The 22,574-nt window shown below is 71.9% G+C and carries 21 protein-coding genes and 2 pseudogenes; 13 read left to right on the forward strand and 10 right to left on the reverse strand.

Going from position 1 to position 22,574, the window contains the following annotated elements; genetic code table 11:
• Nucleotides 1-38: 38 nt before the first annotated feature.
• Together AC156L_RS41990 and AC156L_RS41995 are read left to right on the forward strand one after the other, a co-directional pair.
• On the forward strand, nt 39-1,304 hold the full coding sequence (locus tag AC156L_RS41990) for a hypothetical protein (protein ID WP_330879378.1): 1,266 nt from the start codon (nt 39-41) through the stop codon (nt 1,302-1,304).
• Between the two features lie 14 nt (nt 1,305-1,318).
• Entirely contained in the window at nt 1,319-2,455 is a 1,137-nt protein-coding gene (locus AC156L_RS41995) for a glycosyltransferase family 4 protein (RefSeq protein WP_330879379.1), read from the forward strand.
• A 230-nt stretch (nt 2,456-2,685) separates the two neighbouring features.
• Here the strand turns inward: AC156L_RS41995 and AC156L_RS42000 are convergent, their stop codons facing one another.
• Complete coding sequence (locus AC156L_RS42000) at nt 2,686-5,745, reverse strand: AfsR/SARP family transcriptional regulator (protein ID WP_330879380.1); 3,060 nt, start codon at nt 5,743-5,745, stop codon at nt 2,686-2,688.
• 292 nt (nt 5,746-6,037) lie between these two features.
• Entirely contained in the window at nt 6,038-7,849 is a 1,812-nt protein-coding gene (locus AC156L_RS42005; RefSeq protein ID WP_330879381.1) for an AMP-dependent synthetase/ligase, read from the reverse strand.
• Between the two features lie 112 nt (nt 7,850-7,961).
• Between AC156L_RS42005 and AC156L_RS42010 the strand changes: the two genes are divergently transcribed.
• From AC156L_RS42010 to AC156L_RS42035, 6 genes are read left to right on the forward strand one after another with little or no spacing between them, the layout of a single operon-like run.
• Nucleotides 7,962-8,342 carry a polyketide cyclase / dehydrase and lipid transport gene (locus AC156L_RS42010; protein ID WP_330879382.1) on the forward strand — a complete coding sequence of 127 codons (381 nt, stop codon included), beginning with the start codon at nt 7,962-7,964 and terminating at the stop codon, nt 8,340-8,342.
• A 9-nt stretch (nt 8,343-8,351) separates the two neighbouring features.
• Nucleotides 8,352-9,140 (forward strand): metallophosphoesterase family protein, encoded by a 789-nt coding sequence (locus tag AC156L_RS42015; protein ID WP_330879383.1) that lies wholly within the window; start codon nt 8,352-8,354, stop codon nt 9,138-9,140.
• A gap of 22 nt (nt 9,141-9,162) precedes the next feature.
• On the forward strand, nt 9,163-9,597 hold the full coding sequence (locus AC156L_RS42020) for an SRPBCC family protein (protein ID WP_330879384.1): 435 nt from the start codon (nt 9,163-9,165) through the stop codon (nt 9,595-9,597).
• On the forward strand, nt 9,594-10,820 hold the full coding sequence (locus AC156L_RS42025; RefSeq protein WP_330879385.1) for an ArsA family ATPase: 1,227 nt from the start codon (nt 9,594-9,596) through the stop codon (nt 10,818-10,820). Before AC156L_RS42020 ends, AC156L_RS42025 begins: the two co-directional genes overlap by 4 nt.
• 4 nt (nt 10,821-10,824) lie before the next feature.
• On the forward strand, nt 10,825-11,178 hold the full coding sequence (locus AC156L_RS42030) for a hypothetical protein (protein ID WP_330879386.1): 354 nt from the start codon (nt 10,825-10,827) through the stop codon (nt 11,176-11,178).
• Nucleotides 11,172-12,149 carry an ROK family glucokinase gene (locus AC156L_RS42035; protein WP_330879387.1) on the forward strand — a complete coding sequence of 326 codons (978 nt, stop codon included), beginning with the start codon at nt 11,172-11,174 and terminating at the stop codon, nt 12,147-12,149. Before AC156L_RS42030 ends, AC156L_RS42035 begins: the two co-directional genes overlap by 7 nt.
• A 304-nt stretch (nt 12,150-12,453) precedes the next feature.
• Here the strand turns inward: AC156L_RS42035 and AC156L_RS42040 are convergent, their stop codons facing one another.
• Nucleotides 12,454-12,912 carry a hypothetical protein gene (locus AC156L_RS42040; protein WP_330879388.1) on the reverse strand — a complete coding sequence of 153 codons (459 nt, stop codon included), beginning with the start codon at nt 12,910-12,912 and terminating at the stop codon, nt 12,454-12,456.
• Between the two features lie 196 nt (nt 12,913-13,108).
• On the opposite strand from AC156L_RS42040, the gene AC156L_RS42045 reads away from it, so the two are divergent.
• The 3 genes from AC156L_RS42045 (at nt 13,109) to AC156L_RS42055 (ending at nt 15,568) form a co-directional block, all read left to right on the forward strand.
• A complete protein-coding gene (locus AC156L_RS42045; RefSeq protein ID WP_330879399.1) occupies nt 13,109-13,870 on the forward strand; it encodes a lysophospholipid acyltransferase family protein in 762 nt (253 codons plus the stop codon).
• A gap of 22 nt (nt 13,871-13,892) precedes the next feature.
• Nucleotides 13,893-14,405, forward strand: a complete 513-nt coding sequence (locus AC156L_RS42050; protein WP_330879389.1) for a polyadenylate-specific 3'-exoribonuclease AS — start codon at nt 13,893-13,895, stop codon at nt 14,403-14,405.
• 137 nt (nt 14,406-14,542) lie between these two features.
• A complete protein-coding gene (locus tag AC156L_RS42055; RefSeq protein WP_330879390.1) occupies nt 14,543-15,568 on the forward strand; it encodes a 6-phosphofructokinase in 1,026 nt (341 codons plus the stop codon).
• 192 nt (nt 15,569-15,760) lie between these two features.
• Here the strand turns inward: AC156L_RS42055 and AC156L_RS42060 are convergent, their stop codons facing one another.
• Nucleotides 15,761-16,795 (reverse strand): DUF2891 domain-containing protein, encoded by a 1,035-nt coding sequence (locus AC156L_RS42060; protein ID WP_330879400.1) that lies wholly within the window; start codon nt 16,793-16,795, stop codon nt 15,761-15,763.
• 110 nt (nt 16,796-16,905) lie between these two features.
• Here AC156L_RS42060 and AC156L_RS42065 point away from each other — a divergent pair, with 110 nt between their 5' ends.
• Entirely contained in the window at nt 16,906-18,294 is a 1,389-nt protein-coding gene (locus AC156L_RS42065) for a class II 3-deoxy-7-phosphoheptulonate synthase (protein WP_330879391.1), read from the forward strand.
• Nucleotides 18,295-18,352: 58 nt separating this feature from the next.
• On the opposite strand, the gene AC156L_RS42070 is transcribed toward AC156L_RS42065, so the two are convergent.
• The 3 genes from AC156L_RS42070 to pknB all read right to left on the reverse strand — a co-directional run bounded on the left by AC156L_RS42070 (nt 18,353) and on the right by pknB (nt 21,272).
• Nucleotides 18,353-18,754: a type II toxin-antitoxin system VapC family toxin gene (locus tag AC156L_RS42070; RefSeq protein WP_330879392.1), complete on the reverse strand. Its 402-nt coding sequence runs from the start codon at nt 18,752-18,754 to the stop codon at nt 18,353-18,355.
• The gene (locus tag AC156L_RS42075) at nt 18,751-19,068 is read right to left on the reverse strand and encodes a type II toxin-antitoxin system Phd/YefM family antitoxin (protein ID WP_330879393.1); all 318 of its coding nucleotides are present in this window, start codon (nt 19,066-19,068) and stop codon (nt 18,751-18,753) included. Before AC156L_RS42075 ends, AC156L_RS42070 begins: the two co-directional genes overlap by 4 nt.
• 101 nt (nt 19,069-19,169) lie before the next feature.
• Nucleotides 19,170-21,272, reverse strand: coding sequence for a Stk1 family PASTA domain-containing Ser/Thr kinase (gene pknB, locus AC156L_RS42080; RefSeq protein ID WP_414720055.1), 2,103 nt, complete (start codon nt 21,270-21,272; stop codon nt 19,170-19,172).
• 79 nt (nt 21,273-21,351) lie between these two features.
• On the opposite strand from pknB, the gene AC156L_RS42085 reads away from it, so the two are divergent.
• On the forward strand, nt 21,352-21,717 hold the full coding sequence (locus tag AC156L_RS42085) for an Rv2175c family DNA-binding protein (protein WP_330879395.1): 366 nt from the start codon (nt 21,352-21,354) through the stop codon (nt 21,715-21,717).
• A 131-nt stretch (nt 21,718-21,848) separates the two neighbouring features.
• On the opposite strand, the pseudogene AC156L_RS42090 reads toward AC156L_RS42085, so the two are convergent.
• The 3 genes and pseudogenes from AC156L_RS42090 to AC156L_RS42100 all read right to left on the reverse strand — a co-directional run.
• Nucleotides 21,849-22,121 (reverse strand): annotated as a pseudogene (locus AC156L_RS42090) (squalene/phytoene synthase family protein); the annotation flags it as partial.
• Nucleotides 22,118-22,276, reverse strand: a complete 159-nt coding sequence (locus AC156L_RS42095) for a hypothetical protein (RefSeq protein ID WP_330879396.1) — start codon at nt 22,274-22,276, stop codon at nt 22,118-22,120. The gene AC156L_RS42095 and the pseudogene AC156L_RS42090, both read right to left, overlap by 4 nt.
• A pseudogene (locus AC156L_RS42100) lies at nt 22,273-22,574 on the reverse strand (polyprenol phosphomannose-dependent alpha 1,6 mannosyltransferase MptB); the annotation flags it as partial. The gene AC156L_RS42095 and the pseudogene AC156L_RS42100, both read right to left, overlap by 4 nt.

The raw sequence follows: 22,574 nt of genomic DNA on the forward strand, positions 1-22,574 counted from the left end.
AACCGGTGAAGGCCACCACACCGACTACCCTCGGCGTGGTGGCCTTCACCGCATCACGGGTACGGGCGGTGCTCGTCGCGGCCATCGTCGCGACGTTCCTCGCCGGACTCGCGCAGGTCGTCCAGCCGGTCGGTGCGTCGACACCCCCGCCACCGGCCGCCCCCGCCGCGGCCGACGTCCGCGAACCCGCCGTCACGGCCCTGCTCGCCCGTCGCGCCGCCGCGCTGCGCGACCGCGACGAAGCCGCGTTCCTGGCCACCGTCGACCCGGCCGACCCCGTGTTCCTCGGCGAGCAGCGCGACCTGTTCCACAACCTCGCGGGCGTCCCGCTCGCCGAGTGGGGCTACGAGGTCGACGCCACCTCCCCGACCACCCCGACCGCCCGGCCCGCCGCCGACGAGCTGTGGGCGCCCGCCGTCCGGCTGCGGTACCGGCTCAGCGGCGTCGACGCCGAGGCCAGCACCCGCCCCATGGGCTACCTGTTCGCCCGGCACGGCGACCGGTGGCTGCTGGCGTCCGACACGGCCGCGGGGGAGACGTGGCGGGGCCCGTGGGACTTCGGCCCGTGCCACGTGCTGACCTCGCCCGCCGGGCTCGTCCTCAGCCATCCCGGCGGTGAGGCGCTGGCGGCGCGGGTCCTCGCCGAACTCGACAGCGCGGTCGCCGTCGTCACCGAGGTGTGGGGCACGGCGTGGCCGCGGCAGGTCGCCGTGCTGGTGCCCGGTGGGCCCGAGGAGATGAGCGCGCTGGTCGGCCCCTCGTTCGCCGTGGGCTCGATCGCCGGGGTCGCGGTCGCGGAGCAGATCGACCCGGTCGCGCACACGGCGAGGGGCCAGCGGGTCGTGCTGAACCCCGCCAGCGCCACTGCGCTGTCCCCGCTCTCCCTGCGCGTGCTGCTCCGCCACGAGATCACCCACGTCGCCGTGCGCGGCAACACCGCCGACGGCGCTCCCATGTGGCTGCTGGAGGGTTTCGCCGACTACGTCGGGTTCCGCGGCAGCGACGTCCCGGCGGCCAGGGCGGCCCCCGCGCTGGCCGCGCGCGTGCGCACCGACCCGCCCACCGAACTGCCGTCCGACGCCGACTTCCGCGGTCCGGCCATGGACCTCGCCTACCAGGAGGCGTGGTCGGTCAACCGCTACCTCGCGGGCCTGCTCGGCGAGCAGGGGCTGATCGCGCTGTACCGGGCGCTCGCCGCGGAGGAGTCCGATGTGGACGGGGTGCTGCGCGCCGCGATCGGTACCGACCGCGCGGGCCTGACCGAGGGCTGGCGGGAGTTCCTGCGGACCGAGTTCTTCCGGTAGGTACCGTAGAGCGGGTGCGTCGGACCCTCCTGGTGACCAATGACTTCCCGCCCCGCCCCGGCGGGATCCAGTCCTACCTGCACGCCTTCGCGTCCCGGCTGCCCGCCGACGACCTGGTCGTCTACGCGCCGTCGTGGGACTCGCCCACCGGCAGCCACCCCGAGTTCGACGCCGCCCAGCCGTTCCAGGTGGTCCGCCACCCCACCAGCCTCATGCTGCCCACCCCGGACGTCCTGCGCCGCGCCACCGAGGTCGTCCGCGCCGAGGGGTGCGACACCGTCTGGTTCGGAGCCGCCGCCCCGCTGGCCCTCCTCGGCCCGTCGCTGCGCAGGGCGGGCGTGGAGCGCGTCCTCGCGTCCACGCACGGCCACGAGGTCGGCTGGTCCATGCTCCCCGGCGCCCGCCAGGCCCTGCGCCGCATCGGCTCGGACGCGGACGTCGTCACCTACGTCAGCAGGTACACCCGCTCCCGGTTCTCCGCCGCCTTCGGCCGCATGGCACCGCTGGAGCACCTGCCGTCCGGAGTGGACACCGACGTGTACCGACCGGACCCGGCCGCCCGCGCCGAGGTGCGCGCCCGCCACGGCCTCGGCGACCGGCCCGTCGTGGTGTGCGTGTCGCGCCTGGTGCCGCGCAAGGGCCAGGACGTGCTGATCCGCGCCCTGCCCGCGATCCGGGACCGGGTGCCCGGCGCGGCACTGCTCATCGTCGGCGGCGGCCCGTACCGGTCCCGGCTGGAAGCGCTGGCCGCGTCCACCGGCGTCGCCGAGCACGTGGTGCTGACCGGCTCCGTGCCGTGGTCGGAGCTGCCCGCCCACTACAACGCGGGTGACGTGTTCGCGATGCCGTGCCGCACCAGGGGGCGCGGCCTGGACGTCGAGGGCCTGGGGATCGTGTTCCTGGAGGCGTCGGCCACGGGGCTGCCCGTGGTCGCGGGCGACTCGGGCGGCGCACCGGAGACGGTGCTCGACCACGAGACCGGTCGCGTCGTGGACGGGCAGGACGTCGCCGAGGTCGCCGACACCGTCGCCGGCCTGCTCGCCGACCCGGAGCACGCGGCGAAGATGGGCGCGCGGGGCCGCCAGTGGGCCTCGGAGCAGTGGAACTGGGACGACCTTGCCGGGCGGCTGCGCGGACTCGTCGACGGCTGAGGGCGGGCTCGGTCGCGGTCCCGTGCTCAGCCGTCGCACCGGCCCGACCTCGCGGTCGCCCTGGACCCGGCTCGATCCGCGGTCGGAACCGGGCCGGACGGGCTCCTCGGGTCGCGCACCGCGTCGAGGCCGGTCGACGCGGTCGGTGTTCGGGCCACTCCTGGTCGACCTCTTCCACCGGGCCGCCACCGGTTCCACGAGCCGTGCGGCGTCAGCGCAACGGCCCGGCGTCAGCCCGCGAGCCCGGTCTCCCGGCGCAACCGGGCCGCGGTGGTCTCCTGCTCCTCCGCCTCCCCGACGTTCCCCAGCACGCGGTGGATCGCCGCCAACTCGGTGCGCGCCACCGCCTCCGTGATCCGCAGCCCGACCTCCAGCGCGATCCCCAACGCCTTCCCGCACAGCTCCAGGGCCTCCTCCGGCGCGCCCAGCAGCCGCCGCGTGGTGGCCAGCCCGATCAACGCCCGCGCCGCCGCGGGCTGGAACCCGATCCGGTCGGCCTTCGTCAGCGCCTGCTGGAACTGCTCGTCGGCCGTCCGCAGCCGTCCGAGCCGGCGGTTCGCCTCCGCCATGACCACGAGCACGTTGGTCGTGGTCTGCTGGTCGCCGCTCTCCGCCAGCTCGTCCAGCGCCCGCCCGGCCAGCGCCAGCGCCTCCACCGGCTCACCCAGGTCCACCTTGGTCACGGCGGTGCTCTCCAGCACGCGCGCCGTGGCCTCGCGGGAGCCGACCTCCAGGCTCAACGCCAGCGCGGTCTCCAACTGCTCCAGCGCCGCGACGGGCTCGCCGCGCAGCCTCAGCACCACGCCGAGGAAGTTGCGGCACGTGGCCTCGCTGCCCTTGAGCCCCTTCGTGCTGCTGATCTTCACCGACTCGGTCAGGTGCGTGTACGCCTCGGCCAGGTCGCCGGTCTCGATCGCCAGCATGCCCAGGCTGATCAACACGGTGCTGTGCCCCGACTTCACGCCGTTGGGCCCGCGCTTGAGGTCCAGGCACAGCGTGAGCACCCGCCGGGCCTCGGCCAGGTCGCCGGACTCCATGTGCACGAGCCCGAGGTTGTTCAGCGCGCCCGTCTCGGCGGCGGCGTTGCCCAGGGACCGGTGCAGTTCCAGCGCCTGCTGGTAGTGCGACGCGGACGTGGCGAACTCGCCGAGCTTCCAGTGCAGCGTGCCGAGGTTGCCGTGCATCGCGGCCTCGGCGGGCAGGTCGCGCTCCGCGTGGGCGGCGCGCAGGCCGTAGCGGGCGGTGACGAGCCACTCGCTGACGTGCTTGCCGATCCACAGGTAGCCGCGCAGCGCGTCGGCGAGCCGCCACGACATCGACGCCGGGCCCTGCTCGGTGGCCGACCGGATCGCCTCGGTGAGGTTCCCGCGCTCCCCGTCCAGCCACCGCAGCGCCTGCGTCGCGACGGTGATCCTGGGCAGCCGCACGGACGTCGCCTCGCCGCTCGGCAGCCGCAGCAGGTCCGGGTACAGCAGCTCGGCGCACTGGTCGACGGACCGGACGTAGAACTCCAGCAGGCGGACGCGGGCGGCCTCCTGCTCGCTCTCGTCGTCCTGCGCGGCCCGCCGCTTCGCCGCGAACAGCATGAGCTGGTCGTGGAACTGGTAGCGCCCCGGCGACGGCTTCAGCAGCAGGTGGGCGCTGCTGAGCTGGGCGAGGAGCCGGGTCGCCACCGGCACGTCGACGTCGGCCACGTTGGCGGCGGCCTCGGCGGTGAAGTCGTGCCCCGGCACGAGGCTCAGCAGCCGGAACAGGCGCTGCTGCTCCTCGGGCAGCGCGGAGTAGGCGAGGTCGACGGCGGCCAGCGGCTCGTCGGCGGGCAGTTCGGCCAGGTAGCTCGCGACCGTGCCACCGGGGGTGGTGGCCACGTTCGCCGCGGCCACGCGCAGCGCCAGCGGCAGGTGCGCGCAGCGGCGCGCCAGCTCCTCCACGGACGCGCCGTCGGAGCCCGCGCCCAGGATCCCGGTCAGCAGCTCGGCCGACTCGGGCGGCTCCAGCGCCTCCACCGCGAGCCGCCGCGCGCCGTTCATCGCGATCAGGCCGCGCAGGTCGTCGCGGCTGGTGACGATCACCGGGCAGCTGGCCGCGCCGGGCAGCAGCGGGCGCACCTGGTCCGGCGCGGAGGCGTTGTCCAGCACCAGGAGCATCCGCCTGCCGGTCAGCAGCGACCGGAACAGGGTGCTCTGCTCCTCGGCCTCCAGGGGGATCTGCTGCGGGGGCACGCCGAGCGCGCGCAGGAACCGCGCCAGCACGTCCACGGTCGTGGTGGGCGGCCCCAAGCCGTAGCCGCGGAGGTCGACGTACAGCCTGCCGTCGGGGAACCGGTCGCGCAGCAGGTGCGCCACGTGCACGGCGAGCGAGGTCTTCCCGACGCCCGCCGGACCGGACAGCGTCACGATCGGCACGGCGGTGCCGGGGTCCTCCGACGCGATCAGCTCGACCACCCGCCGCGCCAGCTCCTCGCGGCCGACGAAGTCGGCGAGGTCGCCGGGCAGCCTGCCCGGAAGCTGCTCCTCGGGGGGATCGGCCCTCGGCGCGGCCAGCTGCGGGTCGCCGGTCAGGATGGCCTGGTGCACGGCCCGCAGGTCCTCGCCGGGGTCGACGCCGAGCTGCTCGTCCAGCATCCGGCCGACCTGGCGGTAGACCTCCAGCGCCTCGGCCTGGCGGCTGCTGCGGTAGAGCGCGAGCATCAGCTGCGCCCAGAACCGCTCCCGCAGCGGGTGGTCCACGGTCAGCCCGCGCAGCACGGACACGAGCTGCTCGTGGTTGCCCAGCGCCAGCTCCACGTCGACGTGCTGCTCGCGCAGCTCCGTCAGCGCCTCGGTCAGGCGGGGCGCCTCGTGGCGGTGCAGCGCCTCCGACGGCACGTCCGACAGCGCGGGTCCCCGCCACAGCGCGATGGTCTCGACGCAGATCGCCCGCGCGCCCTCCAGGTCGCCCGCCTCGGCCGCCTCGCGCGCCCGTGCCGCGCCCGCGGTGAACCGGTGCACGTCGATCCGGTCGGGAGGAACGGAGAGCTGGTAGCCCGAGGGGGTCGTGGTGATCGAGGACGGCTCGCCCAGCACCTGCCGCAGCCGCATCACGTACGTCTGCAACGTCCCGCGGGTCCGCTCGGGGGGCGCGTCGCCCCACAGCGCCTCGACGAGGTCGGGGATCGGGACGACGCGGTTCGCGTTCAGCAGCAGGCACGCCAGCAGCGCGCGGTGCTTGCCTGCCCGGATCGGGACCACCCGGCCGTCCCGGCGGACCTCCAACGGTCCCAGCAGCCGGAACTCACCAGCCGATCCCATGATCAATCCCCTCGACCCGTTCACCGCCCCCAAGCCTATTCGGGCGCTGACGGCAGGTGTCATTGCGGCGTCAGCGATACGACAGAGCGGTACGGCACTCTAGGGGACGTCCCGGTTGGGGGATCGGGACGCATACTTCATCGGGTCCGCTGAACAGCGGATACGCGATCCACTGGGGGTCGGGTGGCTCACGGTCTCACCATCGTGAGCCACCCGTCTTAAACTTCGGGCCGTCTTGCGGAAGACGGCCCCGCCGGGGGCGGCCACGGCCGGGCCGCCCCCCTCTTCGTCCCTACCTCGTGTAGATCGCCGTGATGTCGTCGGCGTACTTGCCCGCGACGATCGTCCGGCGCAGCTTGAGGCTCGGCGTGATCTCCCCGCTCGCCTCGGTGAAGTCCGCGGGCAGGATCCGGAACTTCTTGATCGCCTCGGCCTTGGACACGGCCAGGTTCGCCTCGTCCACGGCCGTCTGGATCTCCCCGACGAGGGCCGCGTCGTCGACCAGGTCGGCGACGGTCACGTCCTCGCCCTTGTCGTTCTGCTTCTTCCAGGTGGGGAAGAACTCCGGGTCGATCGTGATCAGCGCGCCGATGAACGGCTGCGCGTCGCCGACCACCATGCACTGGCTGATCAGCGGGTGCGCGCGGAGCCGGTCCTCCAGCACGGCGGGGGAGACGTTCTTGCCACCCGCGGTGACGATGATCTCCTTCTTGCGACCGGTGATCTTCAGGAAGCCCTCGTCGTCCAGCTCGCCGATGTCGCCCGAGTGGAACCAGCCGTCCTCCAGCGACTCCTTCGACGCCTCGGCGTTGTTCCAGTAGGCGCGGAACACCACGTCGCCCTTGATCAGGATCTCGCCGTCGTCGGCGATCCGGATCGAGGTGCCGCCGATCGGCAGGCCGACGGTGCCGACGCGGAACGCCTTGCTCGTGTTCACGGCGCACGCGGCGCTGGTCTCGGTGAGGCCGTAGCCCTCGAACACCGGCACGCCGATGCCGCGGAAGAAGTGCGCGAGGCGCTCGCCCAGCGGCGCGCCACCCGACACCGCGGCGATGCAGCGACCGCCGAGCGCGGCCTGGAGCTTCGAGTAGACGAGCTTGGAGAACAGCGCGTGCTTGGCCTTGAGCACCAGGCCGGGGCCGCCCTTGTCGATCGCCTGGCTGTACTCGACGGCGGTCGCCTCGGCCGCGTCGAAGATCTTGCCCTTGCCGCCCGCGTTGGCCTTCTGCTTGGCGCCGTTGTAGACCTTCTCGAACACCCGCGGCACCGCCACGACGAAAGACGGCCGGAACGAGGCCAGGTCCTCCACGAGGTTCTTCACGTCCGAGGTGTGGCCCAGCGTCACCCGCGCGTACACGCCGCACACGGCCAGCGAGCGCGCCAGGATGTGCGCGAGCGGCAGGAACACCAGCAGCGAGTTGCCCGCCATCAGCAGCTCGGGGAACGCGACCAGCGCGCCCCTGACCTCCGCCAGCAGGTTGCGGTGGGTCAGCTCGCAGCCCTTGGGGCGCCCGGTCGTGCCGGACGTGTAGACCAGCGTCGCGGTGTCGTCGGCGCCGAGCTTGCGCCTGCGCTCGCGCACGTCGTCGTCGGACGACTCGGCGCCCAGCGCCGTCAGCTCGTCGATCGCGCCCGCGGCCCCGTCGGAGCCCGGCCCCTCGATCTGCCACACGTGGCGCACCTCGGGCAGCCGGTCCACGACCGAGTCGACGGTCGCGCGGTGCGCCGACGTCTCGATGAAGATCGCCTTGGCGGCGGAGTCGGACAGGATCCACTCCACCTGCTCGGCCGACGAGGTCTCGTAGATGGGCACGACGACACCACCGGCGGACCAGATGGCGAAGTCGAGCAGGGACCACTCGTAGCGGGTCTTCGACAGCAGGCCGATGCGGTCACCGGGCTGCACGCCGGACGCGATCAGCCCCTTGGCCACGGCGAGGACCTGCGCGGCGAAGTCACGAGCGGTGACGTCGACCCAGGTGCCGTCGACGCGGCGGCGGAAGCTGACGGCGTTGCCGAAGCGCTCCGCGTTCGCCCACACCATGTCGGTGAGGTTCTCCTCGGCAGCCACGGGGCTGGTGGCGGGGACGCTGAACTCACGCACGTCAACCTCCGGACGGTTGTTTGTTACCGGTGGGGAAACTTAGCCTGTGATTCCGGCTATACACCAGGCCGGTGGGGTGTTCCGTGACCGTGTCGTGGCACTCTTCCCAGCCGTGGCGAGTGTGGACGTGGTGGACGAGACCTTCCTGGTGGTGCCGCGAGCGGTGGTCGCCGCCGCTTTCGCACCGCCCTCCGCCTGGCGCCGGTTCTGGCCCGATCTCGATCTCCACGTCTATCTGGACCGCGGTGAGCAGGGTCTTCGCTGGACCGTCGGCGGCGCCCTGACCGGCACGATGGAGGTCTGGCTGGAGCAGGTGCTCGACGGCACCCTGCTGCACTACTTCCTGCGCGCCGAGCTGCCGGACGACGTGCCCGCCAAGCGCGTCCGCCGCGAGGTCCGCCGCCGCCAGCTCGCGGCCAAGGAGGTCTCCCTCGGCCTCAAGATGACCTTGGAAGCAGGTCGCGCTCCGGGGTGCCCGCCGCCCGTGTCGTAGGTTTGGGGTGTGCGGGTTCACGTCGTCTCCGATGTCCACGGCAACACCGAAGCGCTGGCCCGCGCGGGGGACGGCGCCGACGCGCTCGTCGTCCTGGGCGACCTGGTCGACTTCGTCGACTACCACGACCACGGCCGGGGCATCCTCGGCCAGGTGTTCGGCGCCGAGAAGGTGGGCGTCTTCGCCGAGCTGCGCCGCGGACCGACGGGCCCGGAGACCGGCCTGTTCCTCCGGTCGCTCTGGGGCAGCCTGGACGACCCGCGCGCCGTCGTGGACGAGGCCGTGCGCACCCAGTACGCCGAGATGTTCGCCGCCATGACGACCCCCACCTACGCCATCCCCGGCAACGTCGACTCGCCCGCGCTGTGGCCGGAGTTCGCGCGGGAGGGCCTGCACATGGTCGACGGGCAGGTGGTCGACATCGGCGGCCTGCGGTTCGGCTTCGCCGGTGGCGCGCTGCTGGGCAAGGGCCACGTCCTGCGCCCGGACGCCCCCTGGATCCCGTACCTGCGCTACGAGGACGACTTCGCCGCCGCGATCGACGGGCTGACCGACGTCGACGTCTTCTGCACCCACATCCCGCCGTCGGTGGCCGAACTCACCTACGACGTGGTCGCCAGGCGCGCGGAGGTGGGCTCGCGGGCGCTGCTGGACGCCATCCGCCGCGAGCGACCGCGGTGGTCCGTCTTCGGCCACGTCCACCAGCCGATGTCGCGCAGGGTCCGGATCGGCCGGACCGAGTGCGTCAACGTCGGCCACTTCCAGCGGCTGGGCAGGCCGTACGCGTTGACTTGGTGAACTACCGGGTAACCTCCTGCGCATGGCCGACGAGTCCACCCAGTCAATCGTGATCGACGCTCCGCCGGAGGCAATCCTGGCGGTCATCGCGGACTTCGAGTCGTACCCGGACTGGGCGAACGGGGTGAAGCGCACCGAGGTGCTCGAATCCCGTGAGGACGGTCGGGCCGCGCAGGTGAAGTTCAACATCGACCAGGGCCCCATCAAGGACGAGTACGTGCTGGCCTACGACTGGGCCGCCGACGGCGTCGGCTGGAACCTGGTCAAGGGCAACATGCAGAAGTCCCAGCAGGGCAGCTACCGCCTGAAGGCCACCGGCGGCGGCACCGAGGTGACCTACACGCTGTCCGTGCAGCTCGTGGTGCCGATGATCGGCCTGTTCCGCCGCAAGGCCGAAAAGATGATCATGGACACCGCGCTGAAGGAGCTCAAGCGGCGCGTGGAAAACGCTGGATGACCCGCGTCCTGCTCTTCACCGGCAAGGGCGGCGTCGGCAAGACGACGCTCGCCGCCGCCACCGCGGCCCAGCTCGCCGCCGACGGGCGCAAGGCGCTCGTCGTCTCGACCGACCCCGCGCACTCCCTCGGTGACGCGCTCGGCGTCCCCCTCGGCGGTCAGCCGTCCGAAGTGGACTCCGGGCTCTACGCCGCGCAGATCGACCCGCGCGGCCTCGTGGACGACGCCTGGCGCGACCTGCGCGGCCACCTGCGCACCATCCTCGCGGGAGCGGGCGTCGACGAGCTGGACGCCGAGGAGCTGACCGTCCTGCCCGGCGTCGAGGAGCTGCTGGCGCTGGCCGAGGTGCACCGCCTGTCCCACGCGGGTCCGTGGGAGACCGTCGTGGTCGACTGCGGCCCGACCGCCGAGACGCTGCGGCTGCTCTCCCTCCCCGAGGCCTTCGCGGGCTACCTCGAACGCCTCTTCCCGACCCACCGGCGCGTCGTGCGCGGCCTGCTCGCGGGCGTCGCGGGCACGGCGACCGTGGAGAAGTGGGACGCCACCGCCGACGCCCTCAGCAGGCTCGCCGAGCACCTCGACGCCCTCCGGGCCATGCTCGCCGACCAGACCACGACGAGCGTCCGCCTCGTCCTCACGCCCGAGCGCGTGGTCGCCGCCGAGACCCGCCGCACGCTCACCGCGCTCGCGCTCCAGGGCATCCGCGTCGACGGCGTCGTGGCCAACCGCCTCGTGCCCGACCCCGGCTCCGACGGGGGAGCGGCGGCGACGTGGCTGCGCACCCGCCGCGGGGAGCAGGACGCCGTGCTGTCCGAGCTGCGCCAGTCCGCCGAGCTGACCGGCATGGGCGACGTGCGGGTCGTCGACCACCGCGCCTCCGAGCCCGTCGGGGTGCGGGCGCTGCTCGACGTGGCCGCCGAGCTGTACCGGGGCGCCGACCCGCTGCGCGGCGTCGAGGCGTCCACCGCCCCGATGCTGGAGGTCAGCGGCGGTGGCCGGGGCACCGAGGCCGAGTACCTGCTGCGCATCGTGCTGCCGCTCGGCGAGGACACCGAACTGGACCTGGCGCGGGTCGGCGACGAACTGGCCGTCACCGTCGACGGCAGGCGCAAGCTGGTGGCGTTGCCGTCGCTGCTGCGCCGGTGCGTCGTGACCGGCGCCGAGATGGACGAGACCGGGCTGGCGGTCAGCTTCCGCCCCGACCCCAACCTGTGGATGCGGTGACCCTGTGGCGGACGACAAGACGGCCAAGCTGGTCGAGGAACTGCGGCTGCTGATCGACGTGGCCGCCGAACGCGCCCAGCCGTGGCTCCAGCGGATCGCCACCGAGGGCGCCGCCGACCACAACCCGCGGACCTGCGGCTGGTGCCCGGTCTGCAACGCGGCGGCCCTGATCAAGGGCGACCGCTCGGAACTGGCCGCGAAGGCCGCCGAGCACGTCTCCGGCCTGCTCACCCTGCTCCGCATGGCGTTGAGCGACCCCGGCGACACCCCCGCCCAGCCCGAGCCCCGCTCGGACGAACCGCGGGTCCAGCACATCCAGGTGGTGCGCCGGAAGCCCGACCAGGGTTCGCGGTGCTGACCGTCGGCGTCGACATCGGCGGCACCAGCGTCCGAGCGGGCGTCGTCAACGCCGACGGTGCTGTGATCGACATCACCCGCGCCCTCACGCCTGCCCAGGAGGGCCCGCTGGAGGACGCCATCACCACGGCCGTCGCCGAGCTGGCGACCAGGCACCACATCTCCGCGGTGGGCCTGGCCGTGGCGGGCTTCGTGGCCACCGACCGCCGCACCGTCCGCTTCGCCCCCCACCTGGCCTGGCGCCAGGCCCCGGTGGCCCAACGCCTGTCCCAGCGCATCGGCCTGCCGGTCGTGCTGGAGCACGACGCCAACGCCGCGGCACTGGCCGAACACCGCTTCGGCGCGGCCAGGGGCGCGGGGGTAGCGGTCATGGTCGCCCTGGGCACGGGCATCGGCGGCGCGCTGCTCATCGACGGCAAGGTCTACCGAGGAGCTCACGGCGTAGCCCCGGAACTGGGCCACCTGCGCCTGGTCCCGGACGGCAGGCCCTGCCCGTGCGGCAAGAACGGCTGCTGGGAGCGCTACTGCAGCGGCACGGCGCTCAGCACCACAGCGGTCGAACTGCTGGCGAAGAACCCCGGCGTCTCCACCGTCCTGGTCAGGGAAGCGCTGAAGGACTCCCGAGCCATCACCGGCAGAAGAGTGGCCGCGGCAGCGAGGGACGGTGACCCACTAGCCCTGCGCGCCATGTCCGACCTGGCAAAATGGCTCGGAGACGGCCTGACCCTGGTAGCCGACGTCTACGACCCGGAAATGGTCGTCATCGGCGGAGGAGTCTCGGAATCAGCGCCGCTGTTCCTGGACGAAGCCCGCGAACGCTACGCCGAAACCATCACCGGCACAGGCCACCGCCCACTGGCCAGGATCCGCACGGCTCAACTAGGGGACGACGCGGGCCTGGTAGGAGCAGCGACCCTGGCCAGGGACCTCGCAGACCACACCAGCCCCAACGGCCACAAGCGCCAGAACTAGAGCCAGCACAACGCAACGGGACCGGCAGGCACAACGGGACCGGCAGAACCACACGGACCCGCGGGCGAACGACCTGCTGGACCACAACGCAAGGTGACCCGCCGCCCTGAACCGCGGCCGATTCTACTCGGGGGATTCGCCCCTTGAAATTTGTCGGCAAGGGCTTCCCGCCTGCCCTTCTAAGCCCGACAAAGGGGCAAATCGAGGGGCCCCCGAGTCGAATCGTCCACACCACGCTGGGACTAGCGCTACACCAATCGCCGGGACCCGGCGCCAAGACCACACGCCGGGACCAGCGGCCAACCTAGAGAACCGCCCCGTCATCCCACCCGGAATCCGGCGGTGGCCCAGGCTTCACCCGCATCACCAGCCACCCGACCCCACCGCACAGCACCACCAACGCCACCGGCACGCTCACCTGCGTGGACAGCCCGAACAGCTGGGGCACCACCAGCAGCACCACCCCCACCGCGATCACCACCAGAGCGGCGATCGTCCCCGCCCTCAACCGGGGCAGGGGCGGCGGATCCGGCGGCACGAAGTGCGCGTCGTCGTCGTCATCCTCCTCCGGCTCGGGCACCGCGACCCGCGGCTGCCCCTCCGGGCGGATCCCGGCGGCGACCGGTTCGTCAGCGGGTTCGTCGAACGGGGGCGGGTCGGGCCAGTTGGCGCCCATCCCGTCCCGTTCCAGGCTCGCGACGATTTCGGCGAAGGCCGCGTCCACGTCCTCGGGGCCGTCGGTCGAGTCGCGTCGGGAATCCATCGGCGTGCTCCAGCCCTCCCGTGTCCGGGCGTCGTCTTTTCCCTGTCATCGTCCCACGTGCTCCCGGCGTTCCGGGCTACGGCAGCCGGGCGGATGTGCACCCGGATCTTCTGGCGACGCGTGTTCGTTGTGCCTTGTGCCGTCGGCTACGTAGGCTGAGGTCGGATCAAGGTCGGTGAGGGAGGCGCTCCCAGCAGTGCTGTACTGGTTGATGAAGCACATTTTTCTCGGACCCCTGCTGAAGGTGTTCTTCCGCCCCCGGATCATCGAGGGCGCCGAGAACATCCCGAAGGAGGGGGGCGCCATCCTGGCGAGCAACCACCTCGCGGTGTCCGACTCCTTCTTCCTGCCGCTGAAGCTGTCGCGGAGGGTGACGTTCCCGGCCAAGATCGAGTACTTCACGGGGAAGGGCGTCAAGGGCTGGTTGCAGAGGTCGTTCATGTCCGGTGTCGGCCAGGTGCCGATCGACCGGTCGAGCGCGTCGGCGGCCCAGGGCGCGCTGTCCACCGGTGTGCGGATCCTGCGCGAGGGCAAGCTGCTCGGCATCTACCCCGAGGGCACGCGGTCGCCGGACGGCCGCCTGTACAAGGGCAAGGTCGGCGTCGCCTGGATCGCGCTGGAGGCGGGCGTGCCGGTGATCCCGGTCGCGATGTTCGGCACCGACAAGGCGAACCCGATCGGCTCCCGCATGTGGAAGCCGACCCCCATCACGATCAAGATCGGCAAGCCGCTCGACTTCTCCCGCTACGAGGGCCTCTCGGGCGACCGGTTCGTGCTGCGGTCGATCACCGACGAGATCATGTACGCGCTGATGGAGCTGACCGGCCAGGAGTACGTGGACGTCTACGCGGCGAAGGCCAAGGAGGACCAGGCGGCGGCCGAGGCCGGGACCGTCGAGGTGCCGCCGCGGTCCGCCACCGGGGCGGTCGATCGCGTGCCCGAGACGAAGGCGGGCTGAGCGGCCACTTAGGGTGGGCCCGGTGCGTTTCTTCTACGACTGCGAATTCATCGAGGACGGCCAGACCATCGACCTGATCTCGATCGGTGTGGTGACCGAGGAAGGCGATGAGTTCTACGCGGTCTCGACCGAGTTCGACCCCGCCAAGGCGGGTCCCTGGGTGCGCAACAACGTGCTCAACCAGCTCCCGCCGCCCGCCGACCCGACCTGGCGCAGCCGGGAGAAGCTCCGGCGCGACCTGCTGGACTTCCTCGGCGGCCCCAAGGCGGCCCGCGACGAGGTGGAGCTGTGGGCGTGGTTCGCGGCGTACGACCACGTCGCCCTCGCCCAGCTCTGGGGTGCCATGCCCGCGCTGCCGCGCAGCCTGCCGCGCTTCACCCGCGACCTCCGGCAGCGCTGGGACGACGTCGGCAGGCCCAGGCTGCCGCAGCCCCCGGCCGACGCGCACGACGCGCTCGCGGACGCGCGGCACAACCTGGCACGCTGGAAGGTGATCGAACAGGAGCGGAAGAAGCGCGGGTTCCCGGTCGCCTGAGCACAGAAATGTGTCCGCGGTGTTGCTGCACCGATCCAGTCCGTGACACGCTTCGGGCTCCGAGGTAGTGACGCCGGGCACTGGCGCCCTGAGCGGCACTCGACCAAACGGTCTTCGAGAGAGATTGGGCGAAGCAGATGCGCATCGGTGTGCTCACTGGCGGCGGGGACTGCCCTGGCCTGAACGCGGTCATCAGGGCCGTTGTTCGCAAGGGTGTCGAGGTCCACGGCTGGGACATCGTCGGCTTCCGCAACGGGTGGCAGGGGCCGATCGAGGGGCTGACGAAGTCCATCGGCCTCGCGGACGTCGAGGACATCCTGACCAGGGGTGGCACGATCCTCGGCTCGTCGCGGACGAACCCGTACAAGGTCGACGGCGGCGTCGACAAGATCCGCAAGGTGCTCTCCGACGAGGGCGTCGACGCGCTGATCGCGATCGGCGGCGAGGACACCCTCGGCGTCGCGAAGCGCCTCACCGACGACGGCATCGGCGTCGTGGGCGTGCCGAAGACCATCGACAACGACCTCGGCGCGACCGACTACACCTTCGGCTTCGACACCGCGGTGCACATCGCGACCGAGTCGATCGACCGGCTGCGCACCACCGCCGAGTCGCACCACCGCGCGCTCGTCGTCGAGGTCATGGGCCGCCACGCGGGCTGGATCGCGCTGCACTCCGGTCTCGCCGGTGGCGCGAACGTCATCCTCGTCCCCGAGCGCCCCTTCAGCGTCGAGAAGGTCGTCAACTGGGTCGAGCAGCGCTTCGAGAAGCAGTACGCGCCGATCATCGTCGTGGCCGAGGGCGCTGTGCCCGAGGGCGGCGCCGAGGTCCTGCACTCCGGTGAGAAGGACGCGTTCGGCCACGTCCGCCTCGGTGGCGTCGGCACCTGGCTCGCGGAGGAGATCGCCGAGCGCACCGGCAAGGAGTCCCGCGCGGTCGTGCTGGGCCACACCCAGCGCGGCGGCATCCCGACCGCGTACGACCGCGTCCTCGCGACCCGCTTCGGCCTGCACGCGGCCGACGCCGTCGCCGACGGCGACTTCGGCGTGATGGTGGCGCTGCGCGGCACCGAGATCGTCCGCGTCAAGCTGGCCGAGGCGACCGCCGAGCTGAAGACGGTCCCCGCGCACCGCTTGGCCGAGGCCGAGGTCTTCTTCGGTTAAATGGCCGCTGCTCCGCAGACGGCGGCTCGGCCGCCTGTAGTCGGCACGTCGAGCCTCGATCTTCTCGAGCCGGGCAGAGACCTCGTCCCCGCCCGGCTCGAGAAAATGGCGACACGACCTACCGACGCGGCCTCGCGTGGGTAGACCTGTTCTGAGAGAGGGCCCCGAGGTTTCCTCGGGGCCCTCTTCGCGTCAGTACGCTCCCAGGTCCAGGTACGCGGCGAAGGTGCCCAGCCAGTGCTCGGCCGCGTAGCCGTGGCCGAACACGTAGCGCCACCCCGCCTCGCGGTGCGCCTCGGCCGACGTCGCCGCCAACTCGCGGTAGCGGTGGCCTTCGGGCAGCGCCTCGGCGATGGCCTTCCAGTTCCAGGCCCGCGACAGCGCGAGCCCCGACAGGTGCGAGCCGTACGGATCGGCCGGGTCGTCCACGGGTACGGGTTCCCGCAGCACCTTCCACCGCGCCTCGTCCAGGTTCGGCAGGAACGCCGAGAACCAGGCCGCGAACTCGTCGGTGCCCAGCACCCGCCGCATCAGGTCCGACTCGACCAGCGCGGGGGACAGGAAGTCCGCCGCGTCCGGCTCGAACCCGCCGTAGCCGGAGTCCTCGCGGTGCCACCGCAGCGCCGCCTCGGCGCACGCGTCGGCCAGCTCGTCGTCGCCGACGGCCCGCGCCGCGTCCAGCACCAGGCCCGTCGCGAACGCCGTGTTGCCGTGCGTGCCGGTCCGCATGGGCAGCCGCGCCGTGCTCACCCACGCCAGGAACCGGTCGCGCAGCACGGTCGCCAGCGGGGCCAGCGCGGCCGACCAGCGCAGGGCGTCGTCCGAACCCCACGTGCGCAGCTCCGCGTCCAGCACCAGCAGCCAGCCCCAGCCGTACGGGCGCTCCCAGTGCTTGCCGCGCGGCCCGCGGAAGAACTCGGCCTCCACCTCGCACTTCTCCGGCGTGAGCAGGGAGTCCAGCACCGCGACGGCGTCGGCCGCCCCGTCCAGCGCGGGCCGCAGCCGCAGCAGCCGCACCGCGAGCCACGTCTGGTGCACGCACGAGTGCCAGTCGTACGACCCGGCGAACACCGGGTGCAGGACGCGGTGCGGCACCAGCTCCTCGTCGGAGGTGATCACCATCGTCCAGTGCACGGGGTGGTCCCGTTGGACGTTGGCCACAGCGGTCTCCAGCAGCCGTGCGGCCGTAGAATCATCCAATCGGGTGGAATTCATGGTGTTCATCATGCAGGCGATCCGGCGTCTCGTGCACAGGCCTTCCGTCGGCTTCGTCACCGCGGAGTCACTGCGGAAACCCCCAGCGCGTCTCTCAGTGTGGAACACATACCCTGTTCACTGTGAACTGGACCGTGGACGTGCCCGTGGACACGCTTCCCGAGCTACCGCCGCTGCCGCCTGAGATGCGTTCTCAGCTGGACGCCGCTCTGGCTCGCCCGGCTGCCCAGCAGCCGGAGTGGCCGGATCCGGAGCAGGTGCGGAAGGTGCGCACAGTGCTCGAGAGCGTTCCACCGATCACCGTGCCCGCCGAGATCGACCGGCTGCGCGGCAACCTGGCCGAGGTCGCTCGCGGCGAAGCCTTCCTCCTCCAGGGGGGCGACTGCGCGGAAACCTTCGCCGACAACACCGAGCCGCACATCCGCGGCAACATCCGGACGCTGCTCCAGATGGCCGTCGTCCTCACCTACGGCGCCAGCGTGCCCGTGGTGAAGGTCGGCCGCATCGCGGGCCAGTACGCCAAGCCGCGCTCGTCCGGCATCGACGCGCTCGGCCTCCCGTCCTACCGCGGCGACATCGTCAACTCGCTCGTGGCGACCCCGGAAGCCCGCGTGCCGGACCCGTCGCGCCTGGTCAGGGCGTACGCGAACGCCAGCGCCGCGATGAACCTGCTGCGCGCGATGACCAGCGCGGGCATGGCCGACCTGCACCGCCTGCACGACTGGAACAAGGACTTCGTCCGCACCAGCCCCGCGGGTGAGCGCTACGAGGCCCTGGCCGCCGAGATCGACCGCGGCCTCCGCTTCATGTCGGCGTGCGGCGTGAACGACATGTCGCTGCACACCACCGAGATCTTCGCCTCGCACGAGGCGCTGCTGCTCGACTACGAGCGCGCCCTGCTGCGGCTCGACACGACGAACGACGAGCCCAGGCTGTACGACCTGTCGTCGCACTTCCTGTGGATCGGCGACCGCACCAGGCAGCTGGACGGCGCCCACATCGCGTTCGCGGAGATGCTGTCCAACCCCATCGGCCTCAAGATCGGCCCCTCCACCACCCCGGAGATGGCCGTCGAGTACGTCGAGCGCCTCGACCCGCGCCGCGAAGCGGGCAGGCTCACCCTCATCTCGCGCATGGGCAACAACAAGGTCCGCGACCTGCTGCCCGCCATCGTCGAGAAGGTCACCGCCTCCGGCCACCAGGTCATCTGGCAGTGCGACCCGATGCACGGCAACACGCACGAGTCGTCCACGGGCTACAAGACGAGGCACTTCGACCGGATCGTCGACGAGGTCCAGGGCTTCTTCGAGGTCCACCGCGGCCTCGGCACCCACCCCGGCGGCATCCACATCGAACTGACCGGTGAGGACGTCACGGAGTGCCTGGGCGGCGCCCAGGAGATCTCCGACGCCGACCTGGCAGGCCGCTACGAAACCGCCTGCGACCCGCGCCTGAACACCCAGCAGTCGCTGGAACTGGCGTTCCTGGTCGCGGAGATGCTCCGCTCGTAGTTCCCAGGACAACGCGAAGCGGCCCCGACACCACTGGTGTCGGGGCCGCTTCCTCGTGTTAGACGATCGTTCCGGGTGTCACGACGGGCAGGCCCTCGATGAAAGCGGCTTGGGCGAGGCGCTTGTCGTAGGTGATGAACTGCGTCAGCGTCGAGCCGAGCATCGCCGCCGTGGCGAGGTGCAGGGCGTCCAGGGTGCGCAGGTGCTCACCCGGCAGCGCCGCGGCGTGGCGGATGCTCCCCTTGAGGGGCAGTCGGGCAATCCTCTCCAGGAGGACCGCGGCGTGATCGCGGGCCGGTTGGCCCTCGCCGTTGCGGGTGAGCGCCCGGCCGACTTCGACATGTGCCAATTCGCTGCTGAGCAGCACCGCCGTGCTTCGCAGCACGTGGGTTCGCAGCGCCTCGCTGCATTCCTCGGTTCGGACGAGCTTCACCAGCGCGCAGGAATCCAGGTAGATCATCGGGTTTCTTCCTCGCGCATTTCGATCAGGACCTCGGACAGTGACCTCCGGTGCGGGTGGGCGGGCAGCGGTGGATTCGCGAGGATCCACCGCCTCAGCTCCGCTTGCTCTTCCCGCCAGTCCGAATGCAGGATCCCGGCCTTGATCAGGCCTTGTGTCATTACGTCGGTCATGCTTTGAGGGGTGATGACGGCGATCGTCACCCCGGAGTCCACCACTTCGACCGTCTCACCCGCGGCGACCCGGTCCAGCACTTCCGCTGGATCGCCCAGCAGTTCGGCCGCGGTCACCCGCGTGATTTCCACAACGTCCACGATTGCACGCTAGCAGTCGTTCGGCAAGAAATAGCGATTCCAACCCCATTGTGCGAATTGTTCGGGGGAATTGACCATTGGTCAATTCCCCCGAACAACCGTCACAGCGCGGTGAGCGTAATCCGAGAACCCTTCTCGACCTTCGTCCCGGACGGCACCGACTGGTTCAGCACGGTCGCGTTCCCGTTCCGGCTGAACTGGAGGTCCACCTTCAGCCCGAGGTCTTCGAGCTGCTTCTTCGCGTCCTTCAGCCGCTTGCCCTCGACCTGCGGCACGGTCACCTGCTCGGGCGCCGACGACAGCACCACGGTCACCCGCTTGTTGCCGCCCGCGGGAACGGTGGTGTTGGCCGGGGGATCGGTGCGCACGACGCGACCGCCCTCGACGTTGCCGTTCTTCTCCGGTGGCCCCTCGACGGGTTCGAAACCCTGCGAGGTGAGTTCGGCGAAGGCCTCGTCCTTGGTCTTGCCCGCCACGTTCGGCACGGGCTTGGGCTGGGAGCCCTTGCTCAGCACGATGATCACCGTGGAGCCGACCTTGACCTCGGTCCCCGGAGCGGGCTTCAGCGTCAGGACCTTGCCCTTGGCCACGGAGTCGCTGAACGCGTCGTCCTCGGGGTTCAGCGCGGACTTCAGGCCGCCCTGCTCGATGTCCTTCTGCACCGCGGCCGGGTCGGCGCCCGTCTGCACGGTCGGCACCACGGGCTTGCCGAGCGACACGAACACCTTCACGGCGTCGCCGCGCAGCTTCTCGGTGCCCTCGGGCGGCTCGGTCCGGAGCACCTTGCCCCTGGGCACCGTGTCGCTGGCCTCCAGCGAGATCGTGGACTTCAGCGACGCGCCCTGGAGGAGCACGACGGCGCTCTCCTCCTCGTTGCCGATCACGCCGGGCACGGAGGTGAACCGGCCGCTGCCCATCCACCAGGCGGTGACGCCCACGAGGATCGCCAGGACGACGACGAGGCTGACCCAGAGGGCGAAGCGGCGCTTGGTGCGCTTGCGCTCCTCCTCGTACAGCTCGGCGGCCGTCTTCTTCGGCGGCCTCTTGCGCGCCGCGGGCTTCGGCGGGGCGGCGGGAGGGGGCGGCGGGGCCTGCTGGAAGGAGGTCCGGTTGAGCGCCATGGTCCCCTGCGGCCCCTGAGAGCCGCCCTGAGGCCCACCCGCGGGCCCACCGGGCAACCGCGGTGCCCGGGTGATGACGGTGGCCGCAGAAGCGGCGGCAGCGGCCAGCACGGGCATCGTCAGCTCGGCGTGCTGCGAACCCTGCTCCGGCGTCTGCACCGGGCGGACCCGCACGGTCGCGTCGTGCTGCCCCGGAGCGGGCGCCGGGACGGGCGTCGTCGACACGCCGAGCACGAGCCGCACCTGCTCGACCTCGGCCAGGAACGCCGCCGCGTCGGCGGGGCGCAGAGCGGGGTCGCGGCGGGTGGCGCGCACGACCAGCCGGTCGAGTTCCGCCGGGATGCCGGGGACGAGCGTGCTGGGGGCGGGGACGTCCTCGTTGACGTGCCGGTAGGCGACCGAGATCGCCGTGTCCCCGAGGTACGGCGTCACCCCGGTCAGCATCTCGTAGAGCACGATCCCGGCCGCGTACACGTCGCTGCGGGAGTCCGAAGCGCCGGTGGCCACCTGCTCGGGCGAGAGGTAGGCGACCGTGCCGAGGATCGTGCTGTCGCTGGTGGTGCCCGCCTCGGCGACCGCCCTGACCAGCCCGAAGTCCGCGACCTTGACCGTTCCGTCGTGGCCGATGAGCACGTTCTCCGGTTTCACGTCCCGGTGGACCAGTCCGGCCTGGTGCGCGGCGGCCAGCGCCGACAGCACGGGCTCCAGCACGCTCAGCGCGAGCGGGGTGCTCAGGGTGCCGCGCTCGGTGATGAGGTCGCGCAGGGTGCCGCCCTCGATGAGTTCCATGATGAGGAATACGTGCTCACCGTCGGGTCCGCCTCGATCGACTCCCTGGTCGTGCACGGCGACGACGCCGGGGTGCCGCAGCCGGGCCGCCGTGCGGGCCTCCTGCTCGAAGCGGGCGACGAAGGCGCGGTCCCCGGAGAACTGTGGGTCCATGACCTTGATGGCCACGGCGCGGTCCAGGCGCGTGTCCACGCCGCGGTAGACGGTCGACATGCCGCCGCGGGCGAGCACGCGGTCCACCCGGTAGCGGTGTTCCAGCAATCCGCCTATCACGTTCGTACCAGACCTCTCCACAACTACCGATCGTACGGAGAACGAGGATGACCCGGTTGGCGCAGGGCGTTCAAAGAGAGGTTATGGCATCGTGACCCCCGTGAGTGCGATTCCCGCCGCTGCGGATGTCCTGGCCCCCGACCTGGAGGTCCTCGACCTCCCGACGGTCGCCGACCGCCTTGGCCTACCCATCACCCGTGTCCACCAGCTGCTCCGCGACGGGCAGCTGCTCGCCGAGCGTCGCGACGGCGTGCTCGTGGTCCCCGCCGACTTCATCGCGGCGGCAGGCGTCGTGAAGGGGTTGTTCGGCACGGTCACCGTGCTGCGCGACTCCGGCTACTCGACCGACGAGATCCTGCGCTGGCTCTTCACCGAGGACGAGACGCTGCCCGGCACGCCCATCGAGGCGCTGCGCGGCGACCGTGGCCGTGAGGTGAAGCGCAGGGCCCAGGCCCTGGCCTTCTGATCCGTTCCCGGCTGGACGGCCCGCGCCACCGCGGCGCGGGCCAGACCCGGTAGCGCCGCGGCCGTCCTCCGCGTTCCCGGCACGACCACCCGTCGGGAGAACACCCGGTAGTCGGCTGCCGCGATGCCGTCCAGGACGTTCCGGTAGAGGGTCAGCGCCGTCTCGACGCACGGCCGGGAGACCGGCCGCGGCTCCGCCACGCCCTCCTCCGCCTCGCGGTGGACGGCGTAGGTGTGGGAGGCGAGGTGCGCGAGCGCGCGCCGCACCCCCGGTTCGGACCGACCGGTCCGTCTGCGCCGGGCGAGCAGGGCCCGGTCGACGCCGTAGGCGTCCAGCACGTCCAGCGGCAGGTAGAGCCGTCCCCGGTCGAGGTCCTCGCCGACGTCCCGGAGGAAGTTCGTCAGTTGGCGTGCACCGCCGGGCGTCGCTCGGGCGTGAGCAGGCGCGTGGCCAGGTAGAACGTCTTCCCGTGGCGCGCGTTCAACGCCGTGCGGCGGGCGTAGGCCGAGCGCACCGCCGGATCGGTGATCCCCGCGGCGTCGAGTTCCCGGTCGCTCACGGGCGTGGCCCGTACCTGCTCGACAGCTCCAGGGGGTCCGGCCGTCCCAGCGAGACGGTGGCGAGCGCGGAGACGGCCACGACGAGCGCCAGGTAGAACCACGAGTAGAGGGCGGTGTCGCCGTTGGGGAAGGTGACCAGCAGCAGCACGCAGGAGAAGAACACGGCGGCGCGCAGGCCGGTCAGGGTCCAGGTGAGTCCGGCGGCCAGTACGAGGGGCCAGCTGAAGTACCAGGGCAGGGTGGCGGGGGAGAGCAGGGCGACGGCGAGCATGGTCAGGGCGGCGTGGTGGATGGCGT

The sequence above is a fragment of the Umezawaea sp. genome (genome assembly GCF_057122925.1).